A 22,155-nucleotide genomic window follows, 5' to 3' on the forward strand; every position below is an offset into this window, starting at 1 on the left:
GGTGGGCGGCGGGGTGATGACGGCGCCCTCGGCGGCGATGCGCTGGCGGTGGCTCACGCCCACCGTGGCGCCGAGCACCGCGGAGATGAGGCCCAGCAGCAGCGACGCGAAGATGCCCCAGAAGACGCGGCTGGTGGGCTCCGCCGCCTGCAGCGCGCCCTGCTGCACCTGCTCGCCCACCTGGCCGACCTGGCCCCGGAACGCGGTGAACTGGTCGCCCACCCGGCCCGCGATTTCCTGCGCGTCCTGGCGCGACAGGCGCGTGTTCTCCGCGATGGAGGTGACGAGCACCTCCTGGTCGAGGTTGCCCGTGCGCAGGGCGGTGCTCAGGACATCGGACGTAGCGGCCTGGAGCTGGTTGGCGGTGATGGCCGGCTTGCCCTCCGCCTGGAGGCGCCGGTTGATGGGCGCCAGCGCGTCATTGGCGTCCAGCCCGAAGGTCTGCGCCGCCTGTCCGCCTCCCGAGGCCGCGCCCGCCACCGCCGAGCCGGTGGCCCCCACCACCGCGCCACCCGCGCGCAGCGCGGTGCCGATGATGGACGACAGCAGCATGCCCAGCAAGGCGGTGCCCACCAGCGTCGTCAGGCCCCACATCACCGCGCCGTGCAGCGCGCCGCCGCCCTTGTCCAGCCGGCCCGCCGAGCGCGCGGCGACGAAGCCGCCGCAGAAGAGGGCGATGAGCGGCGCGATGGCGCTCCAGATGCCGGTGCCAATGCCCGCCGCCCGGGCGCTGCTCGGGTCATTGGGGTCCACCGACGACAGCCCGAGCGCCAGGCCGAGCGAGTTCAGCAGAAGCCACAGGGCCAGGGCGACGAAGGCGCCGCCGAAGATGGCGCCCCAGCTCAACTTGTAGGGGTTGCCCGCGACGGCGGAGATGTCGCCGGGCGCTTGGTTCTCGACGATGGCTGCCATGGTGCTGCCCCTCCTGATGCTTGAGAGCGCCCCGAGCAAAGAAGGCGCTCATGTCCGCGGCAAACATGGGCATGGGGCAGCGGACGCACGATTCCGCCATCTTCGGATGACACCTCGTGGAGGAGGGCGGGGCCCGGGCTCACCCCAGGCCGAGTGCTTCCCGGAGCGCGGCTTCGCCCGCGATGACGGGGGCGCGCGGCAGCCTGTCGGGACGGAAGCTGTGCACCAGCTCGGCGAGCGTCATGGGGCCACCCGCTCCCCATCCGCTCCAAGCGGCGAGCAGGCCCAGCACCCGCTCGGGCGCCACGCCACGCTCACGCAGCTCCGCGAGCGCGAAGGCCCCCTCGCGCTTGGCGAGCCGCTTGCCGTCTTCGCCCAGCACCAGCGGGACGTGGAGGAAGTCGGGCGCGCGCAGGCCCAGCGCCGCGTAGAGCTGGAGCTGACGAGGCGTGGAGGAGAGCAGGTCGTCCCCGCGCAGCACGTGGGTGATGTCCGTGGCCGCGTCGTCCACCACCACCGCGAGCTGGTAGCTGGCCACGCCGTCGTTGCGCCGCACGACGAAGTCGCCCACCACCGCGTCCACGTCTTGCGAGTACGGGCCCTGCAACCCGTCCACGAAGCGGACCTCGCCGGGGCTCGCGCGGAAGCGGTACGCGGGCGCGCGGGTGCGGGCGCGCGCGGAAAGCTGTTCGCGGGTGAGGTGCGCGCAGGTGCCCGGATAGCGGGGGCCTTCGTCGGAGAGCCCGTGAGGCGCGCTGGCGGCCCGCGCGATCTCCGCGCGGGTGCAGAAGCAGGGATACACGCGCCCTTCACGCTCCAGCCTGGCTTGCGCGTCGCGGTAGAGGCCGTCCCGCTGGCTCTGGAAGAGGGGTTGCTCGTCCCAGTCCAGCCCCAGCCATTCCATGTCTCGCAGCAAATCATCGACGTACCGCGGCTTGCAGCGCGCGCGGTCCAGGTCCTCGATGCGCAGCAGGAAGCGGCCGTGGGCCGCCCTTGCCTGGAGCCAGCCGAGCAGCGCGCTGCGGATGTTTCCCAGGTGCATGCGCCCGGTGGGGCTGGGCGCGAAGCGGCCTCGGACCTGGCTCATGGGCGCCCCCGAAGGCCATGGGAAAAGAGGGCGTGCGGGCACGCGGAGCGAATCATCGTCGCGGGGGACCATAACCGACGCGGGGGGCCGCCGCAGTGCCCGCGGCCTGCTTCGTCGACGCCTCCGGGGGCGGGTGCTACGTTCGTCGTGATTGGCGGAAAACCCCTCGATGCGCATCGCCCACTGCTCCGACGTCCACATCACCGAGGACTACTTCGCGCTGCCGCTGCACCGGCTGGGCTGGCGACGCTGGGTGGCCCTGGCGGAGCTCACCGTGGGAGGCCGCGCCCGGCGGTACGCGCGCGCGCCACAGGCGCTGGCCGCCATTGCCCGGGACGCGCAGACCTTCCAGGTGGACCACTTCATCCTCTCCGGCGACCTGACGGCGTATGCGCTGGAGGGTGAGTTCAGCGGCGCCCGCCAGTCCCTGGGCGCGCTGGCGGAGGACCCCCGCCGCTGCACCGTCATCCCCGGCAACCACGACGTCTTCACGCCCGGGAGCCACCGCACCGGGCGCTTCGCGAAGTACTTCGGCCACCTGCTGGAGAGCGACCTGCCGGAGTACCGCCGCGAGGGCGCCTTTCCCTTCGTCCGACTGCTGGGCGCCGAGGCCGCGGTGGTGGGCCTGCTGTCCGCCCGAGTGCCGCGCACGCCGGGCCTGTCCTACGGCGTCATCGGCAAGGCCCAGCTCGAAGGGCTGTCCGCGCTGCTGAAGGACGCCCGGCTGGAGGGCCGCGCCATCCTGGTGGTGGTGCACCACGCGCCGCTCAATCCCCATGGGCGACCAGACCGCTGGCACCATGGCCTCCGGGACGCGGACGCCTTGCTGAAGCTGCTGCCGGGCCCGCGCTACGCGGTGTTGCACGGCCACATCCACCGGCGCTACCACCATCCCGCCACCGCCGACCGGCCCCATGTCTTTGGCGCGGGCTCCTCCACCGAATCCGGTCACGAGGGGTACTGGCTCATCGACGTGGCGGACGGGAAGGTGGCCGGCGGCCAGCAACAAACCCCCGCCCTGTGACAGCACCGCCCGGGCGGCGATAGAAGGGCAGCCCATGACCGACATCACCCTGGGGGAGTACAAGGCGCTGCGCACCCTCCAGCGCGCGGTGGATGACGCCTTGGAGGAGAGCCTGCGCGAGCGCGAGACGCTGACGCAGACCTTCAAGCGCTGCTTTCCGTTGGTGCGCTCGCTCACCGGCGCCAAGGCCGTGGCCATCACCACGCGCGACGAAGAGCTGGTGGAGCAGACGTGGGAGGATGGGGACTGGAGTGCCCGTCACCCCGGCGCGCTGCTGGAAGGCGCCGTGGGCGTGCGCCGGTTGGGCGAGGACACCCTGGTCAGCCAGCCCCTGGACGTGGCGGGAACGCGCGTGGGCGTGTTCGGGCTGCTCTTCGCGAACGACGTCACCGCGCCGGAGGACTCCGCGCGACTGCAGCGCGCGCTGGACATCGTGGCGGAGCAGCTCGACACGGTGTTGTGCCTGGTGCACACCGCATCGGAGAAGCACCAGCTCATCCTCCAGTGCAACAGCCATCTGGCCAACCCCGTCTTCGAGGCGGGCATGGACCTGGCCGTGCTGACGCTGGCGCAGCGCGTGCGCCTGCCGGGCTTCCTGCTGCTGTTCCGAGACGCGGTGCAGCCGCACGTGCTGCACTACCGCACCTACCGCAACGGGCACCTGGAGTTCGAAAGCGGCGAGCAGCCCCACGCGGGGTTGGAGGCGGCCATCCGTCAACATGGCCCCCGGCTGCTCCTGAGCGAGGAGTCCACGCTGCGGCGGCTCTTCTCCGGCCGAACCACGGAGGCCGTGCTCATCTCCGGCGCCGCCACGTCTGGGCCGCTGGGGAAGATTGTCGTGTGGAACGACAACGGCTTCTCCTCCTACGCCATGGACCTCATCCGGGTGCTGGCGTCCACGCTGAGTCAGCGGCTCCAGGACTACAACCGCGAGCGCATCCACCTGTCGCAGTTCTTCCCCAACGCCATCATCGACGCGTTGTTGCAGGAGCCCGCCTATGCCCAGCACCTGCGGGCGCAGGACCAGGAGGTGGGCATCCTCTTCGCGGACATCAACGGCTTCACCCGCATCTGCGAGCGGGGCTTCGACAGCCCGCGCGACATCGGCCGCTTCGTGGACGAGTGGAGCGAGCGCGCCGTGGGCTGCATCTGGGAGCACGGCGGCGTGTTCGACAAGATGGTCGGTGACTGCGTCATCGGCCTCTTCGGGCCGCCCTTCTTCAAGGGGACGCCGCGCGAGCGCGCGCAGTCGGCGGTGCGGGCCGCGTGTGACATCCAGGCCTTCACCGCGTCACTGGGCGCGCGCGAGGAGGTCGCGGCGCTGTGTGAGCGCGTGAAGCTGCCCGGTCTGGGGGTGGCGGTGGGCGTCAACCTGGCGCACGCCAACTGCGGCCTCTTCGGGCCCAACCGCCAGTACACGGCGTTCTCCAGCGGCATGAACCAAGCGGCCCGCCTCCAGTCACTGGCGGGCTTCCGGGAGACGCTGGTGATGGACAGCGTGCATGCCGCGCTGGTGGGCTCCGAGGAGCCCTTCTTCCAGGGCCTGCGCTTCGGGCCCCTGACGGAGACGCCCGTGAAGAACGTGGCGCAGCCGCTGCGCCACTACCGGCTGGAGCCGCTCACGCCTTGAGGTGAGGGCCCGCGTAGCGCCGCGAGAAGTGAATCCACCGGCGCTCGTCCACCTCCACCTGCCATTCGGAGTTGGGCGTCAGTGGCAGCCGCTGCTTGAGGAAGTTTTCCAGGTAGTCCGCCGCCTTCACCGGCGTGAGGCCCGGTGCACGGAAGGCGATGTGCAGGAAAACGTCCAGCGTGGCCGCCACGTCCACGGACGCGCAGATACGCAGCGGCCCCACGCGGCGCTGATAGAGCGTGTTCTGCCCGGGCCATGCCGCCGGGTCCGTGCCTGTTCTTGGCAGTGACAGCCAGTTGTACGGCTTGAGAACGAAGTCGAGCAGCTCGCTGCTCGCCTCATCCACCGTTGCGTGCTCCTGGATGGAAAGCATCGCCCACCTCCCCGGGGAAGCCGATGGAAAGAATGTGCCCATGGCCGTGTCGCGTGCAAGGGGCACCGCCCGTAATCGACATGGGCGTCCGCCACCGACACGGCGAACCCCTCGGGGTGTAACTCAGGACCCTGACGAATGGGCCTTCGCGTCACCAGCGCGCTCGTACCCGGGGCCTGGGCGGACAGCAGGCTTGGGGCCTTCAGGAATGCGTCAGGCGCTGGTGGGAAGTGAACGGCGTGAGCGGCGCTCCACGGTGGCCTTGAGCTGGCCACAGCCCGCGTCGATGTCGATGCCCCGGCGCTGACGCACCGTGCTGGGCACGCCATGGGAGGCGAGCACGTCCTGGAAGGCGCGCACGGACTCAGGCCTGCTGGGGCCGCCGTCGTAACCCACCGTGGGGTTGAGGGGGATGACGTTGACGTGCGCGTCCATGCCGCGCAGCAGCTGGCCCAGCGTGTGCGCGTGCTCGGCGGTGTCGTTGCGGCCGGAGATGAGCGTCCACTCGAAGAAGATGCGGCGCTTGCGCTTCTCGCTGTAGTAGCGGCACGCGTCCATCAGCTCGTCCAGGGGCCAGCGGCGCCCCGCGGGGACCAGCGCCGCGCGTTCGGCGTCGGTGGCGCCATGGAGGCTGACGGCCAGGTGGATGGGGCGCGCTTCGTCCGCGAGCCGCCGGATGCCAGGCACCACGCCCACCGTGCTGAGCGTGATGAAGCGTGGGCCCATGGCGAGCCCCAGCGCATCCACCAGCACGTCCACCGCGGACATGGTGTGCTCGTAGTTGTGCAGCGGCTCGCCCATGCCCATGAGGACGACGTTGCGCAGCGTCTCGCCGGAGGCGCGCAGGATGCGGTTGACGTGGAGTATCTGCCCCACGATTTCGCCGGGCGTCAGGTGACGTGACAGCCCCATCTGCCCGGTGGCGCAGAAGACGCAGCCCATGGCGCAGCCGGCCTGCGTGCTGATGCACACCGTGGCGCGCCCCTTGAACCGCATCAGCACGGTTTCAATGGTCTGCCCGTCGTCCAGGCGCAGCAGCAGCTTGTGCGTGAAGCCGTCGCTGCTGAAGGACTCGTGGTGGGTGGCCAGCTGGCCCAGGCGCGTGTGCTCGCGCAGCGCGCGCAGCAGCTCCGGCTTGAGTCCGTCCAACTCGTCGAAGGTGGTCGCGTGCCGGCGGTACAGCGCGGTCCAGAGCTGGTCGCGGTGGTAGGGGCCGAAGCCCCAGCCGGAGAGCAGCGCTCCCAGCGCGGGCCGCGTCAAATCGTACAGGTTGGCGGACGTGTCGGACGGCATGGCCAGGCCCGGAGATAACACACCGGGCGCGGGCGTACCTACCCGTGCCCGGTGCCGTTCGTGGACATTGACCCTGCCCCGCGGGGCGGTCCGGCAGGTGCCTGGTGGCCGTGCAGGCGGGCTCCCGGGCGGGAGCAGGCGGCCGTGCCTACCTTGAGGCGTCATGGGGATGGCCATCCAGCAGGAGGAGTTCCGTCCGGAGGACCACGCGCGTTTCTCCCGGCGGCTGGTGGAGTGCCTGGAGGCGCTGCGGGCGCTCCTGGCGCGTCCGGGGTTCGGCGCGGGCGCGCCGACGGTGGGCGCGGAGCTGGAGCTGTACCTCGTGGACCGCCTGGGCTTCCCGCTGCCCGTGAACCGGGAGGTGCTGGCGCGCGCGGAGGACCCCCGCGTGACGCTGGAGCTGGATGCCTTCAACCTGGAGGTGAACCTGCGTCCGGGCCCGCTGGCCGGCAGGTCCTTCAGTGCGCTGCGCCAGGAGGTGGAGGGCGCGGTGGGCGCGGTGCGCCGGGCCGCGTCCACGCAGGGCGCGCGCGTGGCCGTCATCGGCATCCTCCCCACCTTGCGCGAGGCGGACCTGGGCAGTGGCGCGCTCACGAACGAGCCGCGCTATCGCGCCATGTCCACCGCCATCCGCCAGCGCCGGTCCGCGCCGTTCCAGGTGTCGATTCGGGGCGAGGAGGAGGCGCTGTCGCTCACCTGGAAGGACGTGACGCTGGAGGGCGCGAACACGTCGCTCCAGTACCACCTGCGCGTGGCGCCGGGTGACTTCGCGCGCATGTACAACGCGGCGCAGCTCGCCACCGCGCCGGTGCTGGCGGCGGCGGGCAACTCGCCGCTCTTCCTGGGACGGAAGCTGTGGGACGAGACGCGCGTGGCCCTGTTCCGGCAAGCGGTGGACGACCGGGGCGAGCCCGGAGAAGGCGGCTTCCAGCCCCACGCGCGCGTGTCGTTCGGCCATGGCTGGGTGCGTGAGGGCGCCCACGAGCTGTTCGCCGAAGCGGTGGCGCTGCATCCGCCGCTGTTGCCGGTGTCGGGCAGCGAGCCCCCGCGCGAGCGCGTGGCGGCGGGCGAGGTGCCAAGCCTGGAGGAGCTGCGCCTGCACCAGAGCACGGTGTGGAGCTGGAACCGCGCCATCTACGACCCGAAGGACGGAGGCCACCTGCGCATCGAGTTCCGCGCGCTGCCCGCCGGGCCCACGCCGGTGGACATGGTGGCCAACGGCGCCTTCCTGCTGGGCCTCACGTTGGCGCTGGCCGAGCGCGTGGACGCGCTGCTGCCCGCGCTGCCGTTCGTCCACGCGTACGGCAACTTCATCCGCGCCGCGCGGCAGGGCCTGGACGCGGAGCTGCTGTGGCCCTCGGCCACGGCGCCCAGCCCCCAGCCCGTGGCGGCGACGGAGTTGGTGAAGCGGCTGCTCCCCGAAGCCCGCGAGGGCCTGGTGCGCGCGGGCGTGGACGCGGCGGAGGCGGACAGCTTGCTGGGCATCATCGAACAGCGCGTCCTGCTGCGACGGACGGGCGCGACCTGGCAGCGGCAGGTGCTGGCGCGGCTGGAGTCACAGATGCCCCGGCAGGACGCCCTGGCGGCGATGCTGGAGCGCTACCTCCAGCACTCCGAATCCGGAGCGCCTGTCCATTCATGGCCGGTCGAGTAGCCTGTCTCCGGCGGCGTGCGGCGAAGGGTCGCGCCCCGTGAATATCCCGCCGCCACGTCCGTCACCGGACGCACTCGACCTGCTCTTTCGTGACCATGGCCCGGCTCCTCCTCGTCGTCTCCGTCCTGGCGCTGTGCGCCTGCACCACCTTGCGCGGCCGCGCGGACTCCCTGGCGCGCAAGGGCATGTTCGTGGAGGCCGCCGCCATCTACGACGACCTCATCCAGAAGCGCCCTTATGACCAGGAGCTCCTCCTGGCCCGCGAGCACCTGCGCGCGCGCGCGCTGGCACAGTTGCTGAGCAACGCGCGGGAGACGCGCCTGGAAGGGGATGACGAAGAAGCGGAGGCGTGGCTCCTGCGCTTCCTGGACCACCGGACGGCATGGAACTCGAAGCTGAATGGGGGCTTGGAGAGCTCCCTGCGCGAGGAGGTGGACGGCACCCGCCGTCATCTCCAGCGGCTCGTCGGAAATCCCGCGCGCCAGGGACACGCGCTCACGGCGGAGCAGGCATTGCAACGCAAGCAGCCGCTGCTGGCGCACCGCGAGCTGGCCCTCATCTCCCGCGACATGGAGTGGCTGGTGCTCCAGAGCGGCAAGACGTCGTGCCAGCGGCTGCGCGACCTCAGCACGGAGGACAGCCCGCACTGGCGCGAGCTGGTGTTCCGCTACTGCGGCCACTGGCGGGAGTACGCGCCGCGCCCCGCGACGGCGCCCGAGCTGTTCGGCTCGCCGTCGTGGGCGGGCATCGTGGAGGGCCTGAACGAGGCCCAGCAGGCGCAGTTGGAGGCCCGGCTCACCCAGGCCTTCGAGTCCTCGCCGTGGTTCGCGCCGGGAGGCTCGGCGCGGCCGGAGTTCAGCCTGGAGGGACGCTTCGTCACCGAGCGCGACAGCCAGCCGGTGTCGCTGAGCGCGTCATGGACGGACCGCGTGCCCTACACGGACCACGAGGACCGCACGGAGGTCATCGAGGAGCCCTACGAGGCGGAGGAGGAGTACACCGACGAGGACGGCAAGACGAAGACGCGCACGGTGACGAAGTACACCCAGCACACGCACACCTACTCCGTGCCCGTCACGCGCTACCGCGACGTCCCGAAGTCCTTTGAATACCACGCGCTGCGGCTGTCGCAGGCGCACCACGTCGCGGTGGCCTCCTCCGCGGTGCTGGACGCCCGGCGCGGCCCCCTCACCGTGATGTTGCAGGACCAGCTCTCCGAGTCCGGACACGAGCACGACGTCACCTTCACGGAAGGCAACGTGCGGCCCCAGAGCCCGAGCTTCACCCACGCGGAGGTCTGGTTGGAGGCGAAGGTGGAGGCCCTGCGCGTGACTTTCGCCCGGCAGCTCGCCGAGCACTGGCGGGAGTCCTACTGCTCCACGCCTGCGCTCACGTTGGACGAGGCCGCGCGGTGCGCGCGCGCTGGCATCGCCGTCCCCATCCAACCATCCCGGGTCCTCTCAGACTTCCTTGGCGCGGACGCGACCCAGGTTCACTCACTTTTCGCGTCACCCTGACGCGGTGTGTGGCGGTGTCGCGTCCAGTCGGCGGGTAGCATTTATGACGGTCCAGGTTGTTATGGTGTTCTGACCTGGAATACCGGTGAGCGCGGACTGTAAAACCTGTCAACCCCGCGCTGGTAGGTGGATTCCACCCAGAGGACCGTATGCATCCGACCGACGTCCGCTGCCGTAGTCCCCGTAGGAACCTTGCGATGTGGATGGCTTCTTCGCTGCTGCTCGCCGCGTGCGGTGGAGCGGAGGCGTACGCGGACGCTGAGTCCGCTGGCGTGGCGGCCCAGTCGTTGGTGGAGCCGTCGTCCGAGTCCGCCGACCGGCGCATCATCGTGTACCAGACGACCTCGCTTCAGCTCATGCGCATGGACAACCAGGGCACCTCGCACCTGGTGGCGCAGCGCACCGGCGCGCCCGAGGTGTCCCCGGATGGCGACCGCGTGGTGTACGCGAAGCTGCCGGATGGCTACCGCGAGGGTGACGTGGTGCAGCGCTCGGAGCTGTACGTGCTCAACGCGAACTCGGGCAAGTCGGACCGGGTGACGGAGGGCTTCGATGACAGCGCGCCGGTGTGGACACCGGATGGGCGCACCGTGCTGTTTCAGTCCACGCAGCGCTCGGGCGTGCCCTCGCTGTGGCGCGTGAAGGCGAACGGCAAGGACCTGAAGCAGGTGACGAACGTGGGCACCACGCAGTTCAGCTCGGCCTACATCCCCACCCCCGCGCTGGGTGGCACGCTGGAGTGGGACGCGGACCGGCGCATCATCGTCTACACCACGACGAGCCTGCGGCAGGGCGAGGACGGCGAGGTGCGCGTCATCAGCTTCGACAAGGACTATGACGTCGCTTCGGCCTACAGCCTGGGCACGGGCTTCGGGCCGGTGTGGACGGAGCGCGGCACCGTCGTCTATTCGCGCAACGAGGGTGGCCGGGTCGTCAGCGTCGAAGTGCGCGTGAAGTAGGTCGTCACTCGCAGCCGGGCCCGCGCGGATGCACCGGAGCGCGGGCCTTTGTCTTTGTTCAGCCCTCTTCCTCGACGCCGCGACGCAGGCCCAGCATGCGCCGCAGCTCGCGCGCGGACTGACGGCTCACCTCCACCGCGTGGCCTCGCAGCGTGCGCGCCAGGTAGCCGCCCGTGTCCAGCGGCTCCAGGCGCGCCACGTGCGTGAGGTTGAGCAGCGCGCGGCGGTGCACGCGGTGGAAGTGCTCGGACGGCAGCTTCTCCACCAGCTCGTTGAGGGTGAAGTCGGTGAGGAAGTCTCCCTGCGTGGTGAACACCGTCACCAGTTCGTCCTCCAGTGACGCGTGGGAGATGGCCTCGGTATCCACCAGGACGATGCCCTGCCGCGTGGGAATGGGCAGCCGCCCCAGGCCGCGGACGGGCGGGCCAGGTGGCTTCGGTGGGGGGCTGACCGCGGCAGGGCCGCGTGCGCGTGCCCGCTCCAGGGCCTTCTGCAGGCGCGCGGGCTCCACGGGCTTGAGCACGTAGTCCACCGCGCCATGTTCGAAGGCCTGCACGGCGTGCTCGGCGTGGGCGGTGCAGAGGATGACGCGCGGGCCGCCCTCCGGCAGCAGGGCCAGGGCATCCAGGCCGCTGAGGCCGGGCATGTGGATGTCCAGCAGCACCACGTCCACGCCGCCCGCGCGCACGGCGGACAGGACGCCCTCCGCGTCCGAGGCCTCGCCGCAGACCTCCGTGTCCGGGAGCGCCGCGAGCAGCCGCGTCAGGCGCTTTCGGGCGAGCAGTTCGTCATCGGCGATGAGGACGCGAAGCGGGGCGCTCAGGTGAGGACTCCAGGTTGGGGGCCCGCGCGGGGCAGGGTGACGGTGACACGGGTGCGCGCCTCGCCGCTGTCGAGCACGAGCCGGGCGGCGCCTCCGTAGGCCAGGGCGAGGCGGCGCTCCACGGTGGGCAGACCGGCGCTGCCCTCACGGGGGCCACGCGAAGGGCCCGGGTTCTCGATGGCGACCTCCACCTCGTGTCCCCGCGCGGTGACCTCCAGGGACAAGGGGCCGCGGTGGCCGGCGGCGGGGCCATGCTTCACCGCGTTCTCCGCCAGGGGCAGCAGCACGAGCGGCGGGACGGGCACTTCCTCCATGCCGGCGGGGACGTTCAGCGTGAGCTGGAAGAGGTGCGGGTCGCGGAGCAGGTGCAGGTCAAAGAGCGTGCGGATGAGCTCCAGCTCCCGGGCCAGGGGCCAGGTGGCGCTGCGCACGCCCGCGAGCACGGAGCGGAGCATGGTGGACAGCCGCAGCACGGCGGCCTCCGCGACGACGCCGTCCTCGCGGCACCACTCCGCGATGGCGTTGAGCGTGTTGAAGAGGAAGTGCGGGTCCAGGTGGCTGCGCAGCGCGAGGAGCTGGGCCTGCTCGGCCTCCAGCGCGAAGCGGGCGGCGCGGGCGCGCTCGCGGGTGAGGCTCTCCTCGAAGCCGATGTCGCGGCCCAGGCCCCAGCCCCCCACGAGGAAGAGCGCGCCGCACACCGCGAGGTTGGTGGGCTGCGTGAGGAAGGTGGGGCCCATGCCCAGGAGCTTCGGCAGCACGAAGCCGGAGGTGAGCACCACGCCGCTGCCCACGGTGCCGTAGAGCAGGAGCCGGATGCCGCCGTGGCTGAGGTCCAGGCCCTCCGGGAAGAGGACGCGATAGGAGACGGGCGCTACCGCGATGAAGAGCAGGCACATCAGGAGGCCCAGCCCGAACGCGGCCCAGAGGGGGGCGTGGCTGAAGCGCACCTGCGCCGTCACCAGCGCGCCGGAGACGACGAGGATGGGCAGCAGCCGTCGGGGCTCCACGAGGGCCCGCAGGGTGGCGCGGACGATGGAGCCTTCCGACGTTTCCGGCATGCGCCAGCGGGAGCCTACACCGCCGGCCGCGTCACCGCGCCGGGCGCTCCTCCAGCTCCGTCTCGAAGGCGTCCAGCAGCATGCTGCCGGCGAGCACGACGGGGAAGAACAGGATGGCGGCGACGACGAGGACGGGGGAGGGGAGGGCGAACATGGCGGGGGGCTCCTGACTCCGGGAAGCATGCACTGCCAGTCTGACGCGACTTCCTGGTCTACGCTGACGCCTCCGGCCCGAGCGGTCGCTCCCTGACAACGAGCGGTCGCAGTCCCTATTTCCGAACGGTGCCCTCGTCCGCCAGGGCATCCGCGAGCCGCGCCGCGTTGCGGATGCAGTCGTTGAGGCCAATGCCCTTGTAGGCGTTGCCCGCCAGGTGCAGCCCCGGCCAGCGCTGGAGCGCCGCGTCGATGCCCGCCATCCGCGCCAGGTGCCCCACGTTGTACTGGGGGATGCCCTGCCGCCAGCGGAAGACCTCCGTGAAGGTGGGCCGGGCCGTCACGCCCGTCAGGGCCCGCAGCTCCTCGAGCGCCAGCGCCGCGAGCGCCGCTTCATCCCGCTGCACCAGGTCCGGCTGCCGCGCGCCGCCCACCATGCAGGTGTAGAGCACGCGGCCGCCCTCGACGCGGAAGGGGAAGGTGGTGGACGCGTGGATGGCGCCCAGCAGCCGCCGCTGCTCCTCGAAGGGGACGAGGAAGCCGAAGCCATCCGGCGCGGGGAGCGCGCCCGCGTCGAAGCCCAGGTGCACCACCGCGATGGGCGCGTACTCGATTCGGGACACCTGCTCCGCCAGCGCGTCATCCAGGGGGCGCAGCAGCCGCGCGGCGACGAACGCGGGAACCGCCAGCACCACGTGGGACGCGGTCAGCTCCGCGCGGCGTCCGTGCTCCTCGACGGCGAGCTTCCATCCGCCGTCCACGCGCGTCAGGCCCTCCACCCGCGCGCCCACGTGCGCCGCGCCGCCCAGCGAGGCGGCCAGCGCGTCGATGAGCACCTGGAGGCCCCCGTCGAACGTGCTCAGCGCGCCCGTCAGCTTCGGCGCGTCACCCGTGGGCAGGGCCTTGCGCTGGGCCTTCTGTGCGCGGAGGGCGCCCAGGATGAGGCTGCGGTGCTCGCGCTCCAGCTTCACCAGCAGGGGAAACGTCGCCTCGACGCTGAGCTGCTCCACGTCACCGGCGTAGATGCCCGTCTGCACCGCGTCCAGCAGCACCCGCGTCGCCGCGCGTCCCAGGTGGCGGCGGCCGAACGCGGCCAGTGATTCGTCCGTGCCCTCTGGCGCGCGGCTGGAGAACAGCTCGCCGGCGACCCGCAGCCGCGCGCCCAGCGGAAGAATGTCCGAAGCCAGGAACGCCGGCGGCGAAGCCGGCACCGACCGGAGTCTGCCCCGCGTGTAGACATAGCGCCGCTTCGCCGAAGGGTCGGCGGCCCGGATTCGACCTTCCAGGTTCAGCGCCGCCGCGAGTGCTCGCGTCGCGGGCTCGCGGTCCAGGAAGCTGTTGGGGCCTTGCTCCACCAGGTAGCCAGCGCGCGCATGCGTGCCTACCGCGCCTCCAAGGCGTGCGGATGTCTCCAGGAGCACGGCAGCCGTACCGCGCGAACGCAAGCCGTGCGCGATGGCCAACCCGGAAATCCCACCTCCCACGACGGCGACATTCATCAAATGTGTTCTCTGCATGTGGTTCATGCGGTTACCAGCGTGCACTCCCCGATTGTCAGCGCGCGGGTTTTGCCAGCGGGAGGCATTCAGCGCGTTAATGCCATGCATGCGCTACGTCATCACCGGAGCGAGCAGGGGGATTGGTTTCGAATTCGTCCAGCAGCTCCTGCTGCGGGGCGACACCGTCGAAGCCGGGGTCCGGTCGCCAGAGGGAGCACGGCGGCTGGAGCCCTTGAAGCACAAGGCAGGCAACCGCCTGCGCATCCATGCGCTGGACGTGGGAGACGACGCCAGCGTGCGCGCGTTCGCCACGAACGTGTGCACCAGCCCCGTGGACGTGCTCATCAACAACGCTGGTGTCTCCGGCTTGTGGTGCGCGTTGGGTGACGTGGACTACGCGGACCTGGCGCGCACGTTCACCGTCAACGCCCTGGGCCCGCTGCGTGTCACCAACGCGATGCTGCCCGGCTTGCGGCAAGGCGCCTTGCGGCGGGTGGCGCACGTCACCTCGCGGATGGGCTCGCTGGCGGCGAACACCGACGGCGGCGCCTATGCGTACCGCATGTCGAAGGCCGCGCTGAACATGGCCGTGCGCTCCATGTCCACGGACCTGCGCCCGGAGGGCTTCGTCACCGTGCTGCTCCACCCCGGTTGGGTGCAGACGGACATGGGCGGCCCGGACGCCACGCTGCCGACGCCGGATTCGGTGCGCGGCATGCTGCGGGTCATCGACGGGCTGAGTCCGGAGCACAGCGGCCGGTTCTTCGACTACCAGGGGACCGAAGTGCCCTGGTAGCCGTGCCCTCAGGGGTAGAGCAGCTGCGTGCGCCAGCCGCCGTCCTCGCGCAGGTAGACGTGCCTGTCATGGAGGCGGCTCTCCTGGGCGTGCCAGAACTCGATGCGGTCCGGCACCACGCGGAAGCCGGACCAGTGCGACGGGCGCGGCACGGGCTGGCCGGCGTACTTCCGCTCCACCTCCGCCACGCGGGCCTCCAACTGCTCGCGCGTCGCCAGCGGCTGGCTCTGCAGGCTGGCCCAGGCGCCCACCTGACTGCCGCGGGCGCGGCTCTGGAAGTAGGCGTCCGCTTCCGCGTCCGTGACGCGCTCCACGCGGCCCTCCACGCGCACCTGTTCATTCAAGGGCTGCCAGTAGAAGCAGAGCGCGGCATGGGGATGCGCGCGGGCCTCGCGGCCCTTGCGGCTCTCGTGGTTCGTGTAGAACACGAAGCCGCGCGCATCGAAGTCCTTGAGCAGGACGACGCGCGCGCTGGGGCGCCCGTCAGCGCCCACGGTGGCGACCACCATGGCGTTGGGGTCCACCGCGATGGCCTGCTTCGCCCGCTCGAAGAGCTCCGCGAAGCGCTGGATGGGGTCTGGAGGAATCATCACGCGTCGCAACATATGGGGGGCGGGGCAGGTGTGCACCTTCGCGGTTGACTCATCCGGCACACACGTCAATGTGCGCACATGAATGTCCTCTTCATCTCCTCGGAGGTGGCCCCGTTCTCCAAGACGGGGGGCCTGGGGGACGTGGCCGGGGCCCTCCCCGCCGCGCTTGCCTCGCTGGGCCACGACGTCAAGGTCATCACCCCGCGCTACCGCGACCTGCGAGGCGCGGGGCGGCTGGAGCCCACGGGCCAGTCCCTGCTGCTGCGCTTCCCCTTCGGCGAGCTGTCGGGCCCCATCCTCTCCGCACGCGTGTCGGAGCGGCTGGAGGTGCTCTTCCTGGAGAACGAGTTCCTCTTCGGCAACCGCCACGGCCTCTACGGGGACGCGGGGGGCGCCTTCGCCGACAACCACCGGCGCTTCGCCTATCTCAGCGTGGGCGCGCTCCAGGCGGCGCAGCGGCTGCGCTTCATCCCGGACATCATCCACGCCAACGACTGGCAGACGGGGCTGGTGCCGGTGGCGCTGCGGCGCGGCTTCCAGACGGGGCCGCTGGCGCACGCGAAGAGCGTCTTCACCATCCACAACCTGGCCTACCAGGGGCAGTTCCCCAAGGACGTGATGGGGGAGCTGGCGCTGCCCTGGGACTTGTTCACCGCCCATGACGGGCTGGAGTTCCACGACGCGGTGAACTTCCTGAAGGCGGGGCTCGTCTTCTCCGACGCGCTCACCACCGTGTCCCCCACCTACGCGCGGGAAATCCAGACGCCGGAGCAGGGCTACGGGCTGGACGGCCTGCTGCGGCACCGCGCGCACCGGCTCCACGGCATCCTCAACGGCGTGGACACGCACGAGTGGAACCCGGAGGACGACGCCTTCATCCCGGCCCGCTACGGCCTGAAGGACCTGGCCGGCAAGGCCGTGTGCAAGCGCGAGCTGCTGGCCCGCTTCGGGCTGGAGGACAGCCCCGCGCCGGTGTTCGGCTTCGTCAGCCGGCTGGCGTGGCAGAAGGGCATGGACCTGCTGCTGGAGGCCCTTCCAGCCGCGCTCCACGCGGACCTTCGCGTCGTCGGCGTGGGCAGCGGCGAAGGCCCCCTGGAGGAGGGGCTGCTCGCGTTGCAGGCCCGTTACCCGAAGCAGGTGGGCGTGCACCTCGGCTTCGACCCGGCGCTCTCCCACCTGGTGGAGGCGGGGGCGGACTTCTTCCTCATGCCCAGCCGCTATGAGCCGTGCGGCCTGAACCAGATGTATTCGCTGCGCTACGGCACGGTGCCCATCGTCCGGGCCACCGGCGGGCTGGTGGACACGGTGGAGGGGGGCCTGGACGGAAATGGCATCCTCTTCGAGGCCTTCCACAAGTCCGCCCTGCTGGCGGCCATCCGCCGCGCCCTGGCCCTCTACGCGGACCCGTCGCGCCTGGGCGAGTTCCGGCGCCGGGGCATGGAGAAGGACTTCTCCTGGGGGGCGTCCGGCCGCCGCTATGAGGCGCTCTTCCACGACCTGGTGGCGGAATAGTGGGTGCGGACGGAAATTCGCAGTAGTGTTGTGCCGTGGCGGATGCTCCGGACCTGGGTGGTTACGAGGTAGTCGGCCGGTTGGCGGTGGGCGGCATGGCGGAGGTGTACCAGGCGCGAGCCCGGGTCACCACGCAGCGCTCACCGGGTGAACCGGACGAGATTGTCATCAAGCGGCTGCATCCGTCGTTTCGCAGCGACACCGCTTACGTCAAGGCCTTCGTCGACGAGGCGAAGCTGACGGTGCGCCTGCGCCATCCGAACATCGTCCGCACCTACCGCCTGTTCAAGGCGGGGCCGGACTACCTGATGGTGCAGGAGCTCGTGAGTGGCCGGACGCTGGGCTACATGCAGGAGCTGCTGGTGAAGGCCGGCGCGGCCATGCCGCCCGAGTCCGCCTGCTACATCGCCTGGTCCCTGCTCAAGGCGCTGGACTACATCCACCGGGCGAAGGTGGGGGAGAACGGCGCCACCATCGTCCACCGCGACGTGAATCCGGCCAACCTGCTGCTGGGCATCAACGGCGACGTGAAGCTCACCGACTTCGGCGTGGCGGAGGTGGAGGGGATGATGCGCGGCGACTCCGGCGCGCTGCGCGGCACGCTGCCTTATATGAGTCCGGAGCAGGTGCTGGGGCTGCCGGTGGACGCGCGCACGGACCTGTATGCGGTGGGCATCCTCCTCTGGGAGCTGTGGTCCGGCCGCCGCCTCTTCGCCGGGGAGCACGAGGCGGAGCTGATGCACAAGGTGCGCGACGCCCGCGTGCCGCTCTTGACGTCCTCCCCGGAGCTGCCGGACTACGCGGTGCAGGTGGCGCGCAAGGCGCTGTTCGCGGACCGGGCGCGGCGCTTCCAGACGGCGGCGGAGTTCATCAAGGCGCTGGAGTCCCTGTCCCGGCGCGCGGGCTGGCCGCTGACGGTGGAGGCGCTCCAGCCGCTGCTGGGTGGCTGAGATGCGCTCGCGCCGGGCCGTCATCCTGGGGCTGCTGGGAGGCGGGCTCGCCGTGTCCGGGTGCCTGGGCTCGGTGCCCTTCCGGCCGCGGGCCTATGAAGACGCGGTGCGCGTGGTGGGCTTCCAGGTGGACTTCCGGCAGGACGGCACTGGCGTTCTGGATTTGGACCTGGCGGTGACGAACCCCGCTTCGGACGCGGCCACGCTGGCCGCGGTGGACTTCACGTTGCGGGTGGACGGCCGCCGCGTGGCGGTGGGCACGCAGCAGGTGGCGGCCCCCCTGGCCGCGGACGGGAGCGCCCCCTTGCGCGTGCTCTTCCCGCTGGCCAGCGCGCGCCCCACGGGCGGGCCGGCGCCGGTGCCCCGGCGGGTGCGGGTGGAGGGCGGGGTGGTGCTGCGCTTCGGCGGCACCGAGCGGCGCGCGCCCTTCACGTCCGAGCGCGTGCTGCCGCTGGCCTGGGTGCCGCCGCTGGACGGGGGCTGAGGCCGCTGGCGCACATGTCCGTGGGGCAGGCTTTACCCATGCGGTGACATGGGACTTGTCCGTTGCTGACGGAGTGCAGGACATGGCACCGTGTGGTGCATGTCGCTTTTACGACGATACATGCTTCCGATTTCCCTGGGGCTGTTGAGCTCCGCCGGTGCCCTGGCCGCGGAGAAGGCACCTCCAGAGCCCCCGGCTCTCGCGCGCAAGGTGGACCCGACGAAGGCGCAGACGGAGGCGTGGCTGCGCGAGCACATCGAGGCGTGGAACGACACGGAGGTGCACGTCACGGTGAAGGACTGCCGCATCATGGTGCTGGACAAGCCCCGTGAGCGGACCGAAATCGTGGACCTGCGAGGGTTGTTGCTGCCCATTGAGGTCATCCGGCTCAATGGGGGGAACGATGCGACGCTCCGGCTTCGCGTGAAGGAGAAGCACACCGGGACGTACTCCATGTTCCGCAAGTGCAGCGCGGAGAACCGCTACTGCGCGGAGCCCACCGGCAAGTTCCAGAGCCTGCCCTATGTGGACCTCTCCGTGACGTCGGTGCGGGACTTCGTCCCCGGGCGGCAGACGGACGTCGACAAGAGCCTGCGGCTGGAGCGGGCGCTGGAACACTACTCGCGGCTTTGTGGGGCGATGGAAGATGCGCGCAACCGGCTCTTCTAGGTTCGGGGCAGCGGGGCTGGCGGCGTTGCTCTTCTCCCAGGCGGGCTGCGGCACGACGTCCGAGTACGTGCGTGGCGAGCGGCTGCGCGAGGCGTCCCTGGGGGAGACCCACCGCGACACGCTGGAGAGCGTCGTGGATGCGTCCTACGTGGGCCGCGTCGCGGTGAAGCGCAACACCTGCACCGAGATTTCCACCGAGTTCAGCAAGAAGCGCGTCGACACCACGACGAGTCCGCCCATGGGCTCGTTGCTCGGCGGGCTCGCGATGCTCGGGGGTGGCGGCGTCCTGATGTCGATGTCCGACGGCGAGTCCGAGGACGAGGACATCGACCTCCCGATGACGCTCGGCGTGGTGCTGGCGCTGGCCTCCATCTATCCGCTGGTGACGGCCCTCACCGACGAGGAGGTCACCCGCGAGGTGGTCAACACCGGCGAGGTGGAGGAGGAGCGCTCCCAGCGCTGTGACGAGCGGACCTTCGCGCTCAAGGGCCCGCTGCACTGGAGCGTCTCCCTGGGCGCCGCGCGGCGCACCGGGCGCACTGGCGAGGACGGCGCCGTGTCGCTGAGGCAGCCGCTCAACGAGCTGGTGGAGCAGGCCATCACCGACGAGGCCAGCATCCGCAGGCTCGTCGCCGGGCGGGGCATCGCCTTCCGGCTGGAGCTCGAGCGCGCCCCGGCGGCGGACTTCCGGCTCGACTCCCGGGCGCTTCCGGATGCCTATTTCCGGCGCTTCGCGGACCGCTACGGCCAGCAGCTCGGCGGCAGCGATCGCGCCCGCTTCGAGAACTGCGAGCTCATTGGCAAGTCCGCGCGAGAGACGCTGGAGTGCTACTGGTCCCAGTAGCGCGCGGACACCGGCCCCGGAGCGGGGCCGGTGTCGCTTGGGGTCTCAGCTCTTCGCGGAGGCCTGCTCCTCGCGGCCGGGCTCGCGCGGCAGGCCGTCGCGGGGCTCCGTGGCCTTGCCGTCCTTGGTGAGGCCGGACTTCCCGCGCGACATCCGCACGCGGTCGATGCGGGGGCCTTCCTTGGACGCCACGACGAACTGCCAGCCGCTGTAGGCGAAGCGCTCGCCCACGTCGGGCAGGTGGCCCGCCATGGAGGAGAGGAAGCCGCCCAGCGTGTCGAAGTCGCCCTCGGGCAGGGGGAAGCCGAACGTCTGCGTGAAGGCGTCCACCTCCAGCGCGGCGTCCACCAGGAAGCTGCCGTCGGCCAGCTTCTCCACGTGCTTCTCCTCCACCTCGAACTCGTCGCCGATGTCGCCGACGATTTCGCGGAGGATGTCCTCCAGCGTCACCACGCCCATGAAGCCGCCGTACTCGTCGACGACGATGGCCATGTGAATCTTCTGCTTCTGCATGTCCCGGAGCAGGTCGCCAATGGGCTTCATCCACGGCACGAAGTGCGCCGGGCGGATGATGTCCTGCAGGACGATGAGCTCGGGGTGCTGGAGCAGCGGGATGATGTCGCGCGCGTGCAGCACGCCGATGACGTGGTCCACGTCGTCCCGGTACACGGGGATGCGGGAGTGGTTCTCCTCCGCCAGCAGGCGCAGCAGCTCGTCCGGGGGGATGGTGATGTCCACCGTCACCACCTCCGTGCGCGGCACCATGACGTCGCGGCAGCGCTTGTCGGACAGCTCGAAGATGGAGCGGATGAGCTGCGGGGCGCTCTTGTCGACCTCGTTCTTCGCGGCCTGGGCGGCCAGCAGCTTCTCCAGCTCCTCCAGCGGCGGCGGCGGCGGCTCGAAGCGCAGCGTGCGGCCGAAGGTGCGCGCCATCAGGTTGAGCACCACCATGGCCACGCGCATGGGCGGGTAGAGCACCGTCACCAGCAGCGCGGTGAAGCCCGACAGCCGCAGGGCCCAGCGCTCCGGGCTGCCGTTGGCCAGCCCGCGCATGGTGACTTCCATGAGCGTGGCCAGCACGCCCACCAGCAGCGCGCCCGCGGCGACGGTGGCCACCGGCAGCCATTCGGCTTCGCCGTAGCGGCTGAAGTCCAGCATGCGCGGCGGGACGAAGGCCCCAATGGCCGCGGCCTGGAAGCCGCTGAGCACCATGCCCAGGCGCAGCGCCGTGGCCACGGGCTCGCGGTCCGTCTTGTGGCGGAGGACCCGGCGCGTCGCGCGGCCCGGCTGCGTGTCCACCAGCTCCTGTGCTCGCAGGTCGGACACGCCGTAGAGCGCGGACTCCGAAGCGGCGACAAGGGCCCTGATGAAGCTCAGCGCCAGGCAGGCGACCCAGAGGGTCCAGGTAGGCATAGAGCCCTGTTCTTATCCCGTGCTAAGGGTCCACACCACTGCGCTGGAGCCCTGATGTCCGCTCGCATGTACGTTGTTGGAGCACTCCTGGCCCTTCTCGTCCCGGCGCGCGCGCGCGCGTGGCCGGTGGACCTGGTCGTCCCCCTGGAGCCCGGGAAGGAGCGCTTCCACAAGCTCGACACCGTGGACTGGGTCCAGGTGGCGGACGCCTCCGTGGCGGACGCGGAGCTGCTGCCTGGGAGCAATGAGCTGTTGCTCACCGGCCAGAAGGCGGGGCGGACGCTGCTCCTGCTGTACTCGGGGGGCCGCTTCGCCGTGTGGCGCCTCACGGTGGGCTCGCCGCCGCCGGAGGACCCCGCGCCCCGGCTGGCCGCGGCCCGCGAGGCCTGTCCGGACCTGAACGCGACGACCGGCACGGAGCGCTCCTTGAGTGCTTCGGTGAAGGACTCCGCGTGCAGGTTGGCGCTGCTGGAGCTGTTGAAGACGGACGCCTTCGTGGCCCGGGAGCTGGAGCTGACGTTCGACTTGCCCATCCTCCAGGAGCAGCTCGCTTCACTGGGAGAGGGGCTCGAGCCGCTGGGGCTGGAGGCCCGCTACAGCGGCGCGGGCGTGGTGGTGTCGGGCGCGGGCTCGCCGGAGGTGCACCGCAAGGCGCTGTGGGAGTTGTTCCACCGCTCCGTGGGCCGGGTGCCGCTGGATGACCAGATTCAGGAGGTGAAGCCGCCCGAGCCCGCTGACGCCGGTGCGCCGGCCGTGGTGGAGGCGGAGCGGGAGATTCCGGTGGAGGTGCTGCCGCCGCCGAAGAAGAAGTCACGCAAGCGCTGAGGCCTTGGGCTTGGCGTGTCGCGGGCTTGCGGTATGACGGGAGGCTCCCTCTTTCGCCCGCGCGCCCCCACCGGCCGCGGACGCTTC

General features: G+C 71.1%; 22 protein-coding genes. 12 read left to right on the forward strand and 10 right to left on the reverse strand.

The window, feature by feature from the left end; genetic code table 11:
• Positions 1–912, reverse strand: a 912-nt coding sequence (locus tag HV824_RS08570) for a hypothetical protein (protein ID WP_176421292.1), incomplete at its 3' end; no start/stop codon positions are given.
• A 139-nt stretch (positions 913–1,051) separates the two neighbouring features.
• Positions 1,052–1,999 carry a tRNA glutamyl-Q(34) synthetase GluQRS gene (gene gluQRS / locus HV824_RS08575; RefSeq protein ID WP_176423042.1) on the reverse strand — a complete coding sequence of 316 codons (948 nt, stop codon included), beginning with the start codon at positions 1,997–1,999 and terminating at the stop codon, positions 1,052–1,054.
• Between the two features lie 169 nt (positions 2,000–2,168).
• Here gluQRS and HV824_RS08580 point away from each other — a divergent pair, with 169 nt between their 5' ends.
• Together HV824_RS08580 and HV824_RS08585 are read left to right on the forward strand one after the other, a co-directional pair.
• The gene (locus HV824_RS08580; protein WP_176423043.1) at positions 2,169–3,023 is read left to right on the forward strand and encodes a metallophosphoesterase; all 855 of its coding nucleotides are present in this window, start codon (positions 2,169–2,171) and stop codon (positions 3,021–3,023) included.
• Between the two features lie 34 nt (positions 3,024–3,057).
• A complete protein-coding gene (locus tag HV824_RS08585; RefSeq protein ID WP_176423044.1) occupies positions 3,058–4,653 on the forward strand; it encodes an adenylate/guanylate cyclase domain-containing protein in 1,596 nt (531 codons plus the stop codon).
• Here HV824_RS08585 and HV824_RS08590 read toward each other — a convergent pair.
• Together HV824_RS08590 and rlmN are read right to left on the reverse strand one after the other, a co-directional pair.
• Entirely contained in the window at positions 4,643–5,026 is a 384-nt protein-coding gene (locus tag HV824_RS08590) for a hypothetical protein (protein WP_163785205.1), read from the reverse strand. The two genes, HV824_RS08585 and HV824_RS08590, sit on opposite strands and share 11 nt — an antisense overlap.
• 213 nt (positions 5,027–5,239) lie before the next feature.
• A complete protein-coding gene (gene rlmN / locus HV824_RS08595; RefSeq protein WP_176421296.1) occupies positions 5,240–6,319 on the reverse strand; it encodes a 23S rRNA (adenine(2503)-C(2))-methyltransferase RlmN in 1,080 nt (359 codons plus the stop codon).
• Positions 6,320–6,482: 163 nt separating this feature from the next.
• Here rlmN and HV824_RS08600 point away from each other — a divergent pair, with 163 nt between their 5' ends.
• The 3 genes from HV824_RS08600 to HV824_RS08610 all read left to right on the forward strand — a co-directional run bounded on the left by HV824_RS08600 (position 6,483) and on the right by HV824_RS08610 (position 10,449).
• Positions 6,483–7,973 (forward strand): glutamate--cysteine ligase, encoded by a 1,491-nt coding sequence (locus HV824_RS08600; RefSeq protein WP_176421297.1) that lies wholly within the window; start codon positions 6,483–6,485, stop codon positions 7,971–7,973.
• 95 nt (positions 7,974–8,068) lie between these two features.
• Positions 8,069–9,490 carry a hypothetical protein gene (locus tag HV824_RS08605; RefSeq protein WP_217917227.1) on the forward strand — a complete coding sequence of 474 codons (1,422 nt, stop codon included), beginning with the start codon at positions 8,069–8,071 and terminating at the stop codon, positions 9,488–9,490.
• A 203-nt stretch (positions 9,491–9,693) separates the two neighbouring features.
• Positions 9,694–10,449, forward strand: coding sequence for a hypothetical protein (locus HV824_RS08610; protein ID WP_255207870.1), 756 nt, complete (start codon positions 9,694–9,696; stop codon positions 10,447–10,449).
• Between the two features lie 58 nt (positions 10,450–10,507).
• Here HV824_RS08610 and HV824_RS08615 read toward each other — a convergent pair whose 3' ends face one another.
• The 4 genes from HV824_RS08615 to hemG form a co-directional block, all read right to left on the reverse strand.
• On the reverse strand, positions 10,508–11,272 hold the full coding sequence (locus tag HV824_RS08615) for a LytTR family DNA-binding domain-containing protein (RefSeq protein ID WP_176423066.1): 765 nt from the start codon (positions 11,270–11,272) through the stop codon (positions 10,508–10,510).
• Positions 11,269–12,330 (reverse strand): sensor histidine kinase, encoded by a 1,062-nt coding sequence (locus HV824_RS08620; protein ID WP_176421300.1) that lies wholly within the window; start codon positions 12,328–12,330, stop codon positions 11,269–11,271. Before HV824_RS08620 ends, HV824_RS08615 begins: the two co-directional genes overlap by 4 nt.
• 31 nt (positions 12,331–12,361) lie before the next feature.
• On the reverse strand, positions 12,362–12,484 hold the full coding sequence (locus HV824_RS37275; RefSeq protein ID WP_255207871.1) for a hypothetical protein: 123 nt from the start codon (positions 12,482–12,484) through the stop codon (positions 12,362–12,364).
• A 115-nt stretch (positions 12,485–12,599) separates the two neighbouring features.
• Positions 12,600–14,009, reverse strand: a complete 1,410-nt coding sequence (gene hemG / locus HV824_RS08625) for a protoporphyrinogen oxidase (protein WP_176419123.1) — start codon at positions 14,007–14,009, stop codon at positions 12,600–12,602.
• 79 nt (positions 14,010–14,088) lie between these two features.
• Here hemG and HV824_RS08630 point away from each other — a divergent pair, with 79 nt between their 5' ends.
• Positions 14,089–14,778, forward strand: a complete 690-nt coding sequence (locus HV824_RS08630; RefSeq protein WP_176419124.1) for an SDR family oxidoreductase — start codon at positions 14,089–14,091, stop codon at positions 14,776–14,778.
• 8 nt (positions 14,779–14,786) lie between these two features.
• On the opposite strand, the gene pdxH is transcribed toward HV824_RS08630, so the two are convergent.
• Positions 14,787–15,449, reverse strand: a complete 663-nt coding sequence (pdxH, locus tag HV824_RS08635; protein ID WP_176419125.1) for a pyridoxamine 5'-phosphate oxidase — start codon at positions 15,447–15,449, stop codon at positions 14,787–14,789.
• On the opposite strand from pdxH, the gene glgA reads away from it, so the two are divergent.
• The 5 genes from glgA to HV824_RS08660 all read left to right on the forward strand — a co-directional run bounded on the left by glgA (position 15,450) and on the right by HV824_RS08660 (position 19,830).
• A complete protein-coding gene (glgA, locus tag HV824_RS08640; protein ID WP_176419126.1) occupies positions 15,450–16,883 on the forward strand; it encodes a glycogen synthase GlgA in 1,434 nt (477 codons plus the stop codon).
• Positions 16,884–16,918: 35 nt separating this feature from the next.
• Positions 16,919–17,833 carry a serine/threonine-protein kinase gene (locus HV824_RS08645; RefSeq protein WP_163782549.1) on the forward strand — a complete coding sequence of 305 codons (915 nt, stop codon included), beginning with the start codon at positions 16,919–16,921 and terminating at the stop codon, positions 17,831–17,833.
• Between the two features lies 1 nt (position 17,834).
• The gene (locus HV824_RS08650; RefSeq protein ID WP_176423046.1) at positions 17,835–18,317 is read left to right on the forward strand and encodes a hypothetical protein; all 483 of its coding nucleotides are present in this window, start codon (positions 17,835–17,837) and stop codon (positions 18,315–18,317) included.
• 120 nt (positions 18,318–18,437) lie between these two features.
• Complete coding sequence (locus HV824_RS08655; RefSeq protein ID WP_217917228.1) at positions 18,438–18,986, forward strand: hypothetical protein; 549 nt, start codon at positions 18,438–18,440, stop codon at positions 18,984–18,986.
• Positions 18,964–19,830 carry a hypothetical protein gene (locus HV824_RS08660; RefSeq protein ID WP_217917229.1) on the forward strand — a complete coding sequence of 289 codons (867 nt, stop codon included), beginning with the start codon at positions 18,964–18,966 and terminating at the stop codon, positions 19,828–19,830. The genes HV824_RS08655 and HV824_RS08660 overlap by 23 nt, the downstream gene beginning before the upstream one ends.
• 45 nt (positions 19,831–19,875) lie before the next feature.
• Here HV824_RS08660 and HV824_RS08665 read toward each other — a convergent pair whose 3' ends face one another.
• Positions 19,876–21,243, reverse strand: coding sequence for a hemolysin family protein (locus tag HV824_RS08665; protein ID WP_176419130.1), 1,368 nt, complete (start codon positions 21,241–21,243; stop codon positions 19,876–19,878).
• A 54-nt stretch (positions 21,244–21,297) separates the two neighbouring features.
• Between HV824_RS08665 and HV824_RS08670 the strand changes: the two genes are divergently transcribed.
• Positions 21,298–22,068, forward strand: a complete 771-nt coding sequence (locus HV824_RS08670; RefSeq protein ID WP_176423048.1) for a pilus assembly protein N-terminal domain-containing protein — start codon at positions 21,298–21,300, stop codon at positions 22,066–22,068.
• Positions 22,069–22,155 lie beyond the last annotated feature (87 nt).

The sequence above is a fragment of the Myxococcus sp. AM009 genome, assembly GCF_013372605.1.
Taxonomy (GTDB): domain Bacteria; phylum Myxococcota; class Myxococcia; order Myxococcales; family Myxococcaceae; genus Myxococcus; species Myxococcus vastator.

What these genes read in the sequence shown, in the direction of transcription:
- HV824_RS08655 (WP_217917228.1), top strand. Translation starts at nt 18,438, where the DNA reads ATGCTTCCGATTTCCCTGGGGCTGTTGAGCTCCGCCGGTGCCCTGGCC.
- HV824_RS08620 (WP_176421300.1), bottom strand. Translation starts at nt 12,330, where the DNA reads ATGCCGGAAACGTCGGAAGGCTCCATCGTCCGCGCCACCCTGCGGGCC.
- HV824_RS37275 (WP_255207871.1), bottom strand. Translation starts at nt 12,484, where the DNA reads ATGTTCGCCCTCCCCTCCCCCGTCCTCGTCGTCGCCGCCATCCTGTTC.
- gluQRS (WP_176423042.1), bottom strand. Translation starts at nt 1,999, where the DNA reads ATGAGCCAGGTCCGAGGCCGCTTCGCGCCCAGCCCCACCGGGCGCATG.
- HV824_RS08585 (WP_176423044.1), top strand. Translation starts at nt 3,058, where the DNA reads ATGACCGACATCACCCTGGGGGAGTACAAGGCGCTGCGCACCCTCCAG.
- HV824_RS08630 (WP_176419124.1), top strand. Translation starts at nt 14,089, where the DNA reads ATGCGCTACGTCATCACCGGAGCGAGCAGGGGGATTGGTTTCGAATTC.
- rlmN (WP_176421296.1), bottom strand. Translation starts at nt 6,319, where the DNA reads ATGCCGTCCGACACGTCCGCCAACCTGTACGATTTGACGCGGCCCGCG.
- HV824_RS08660 (WP_217917229.1), top strand. Translation starts at nt 18,964, where the DNA reads ATGCGCGCAACCGGCTCTTCTAGGTTCGGGGCAGCGGGGCTGGCGGCG.
- HV824_RS08590 (WP_163785205.1), bottom strand. Translation starts at nt 5,026, where the DNA reads ATGCTTTCCATCCAGGAGCACGCAACGGTGGATGAGGCGAGCAGCGAG.
- HV824_RS08610 (WP_255207870.1), top strand. Translation starts at nt 9,694, where the DNA reads ATGGCTTCTTCGCTGCTGCTCGCCGCGTGCGGTGGAGCGGAGGCGTAC.
- HV824_RS08665 (WP_176419130.1), bottom strand. Translation starts at nt 21,243, where the DNA reads ATGCCTACCTGGACCCTCTGGGTCGCCTGCCTGGCGCTGAGCTTCATC.
- HV824_RS08670 (WP_176423048.1), top strand. Translation starts at nt 21,298, where the DNA reads ATGTCCGCTCGCATGTACGTTGTTGGAGCACTCCTGGCCCTTCTCGTC.
- HV824_RS08605 (WP_217917227.1), top strand. Translation starts at nt 8,069, where the DNA reads ATGGCCCGGCTCCTCCTCGTCGTCTCCGTCCTGGCGCTGTGCGCCTGC.
- HV824_RS08580 (WP_176423043.1), top strand. Translation starts at nt 2,169, where the DNA reads ATGCGCATCGCCCACTGCTCCGACGTCCACATCACCGAGGACTACTTC.
- HV824_RS08600 (WP_176421297.1), top strand. Translation starts at nt 6,483, where the DNA reads ATGGGGATGGCCATCCAGCAGGAGGAGTTCCGTCCGGAGGACCACGCG.
- hemG (WP_176419123.1), bottom strand. Translation starts at nt 14,009, where the DNA reads ATGAACCACATGCAGAGAACACATTTGATGAATGTCGCCGTCGTGGGA.
- HV824_RS08650 (WP_176423046.1), top strand. Translation starts at nt 17,835, where the DNA reads ATGCGCTCGCGCCGGGCCGTCATCCTGGGGCTGCTGGGAGGCGGGCTC.
- glgA (WP_176419126.1), top strand. Translation starts at nt 15,450, where the DNA reads ATGAATGTCCTCTTCATCTCCTCGGAGGTGGCCCCGTTCTCCAAGACG.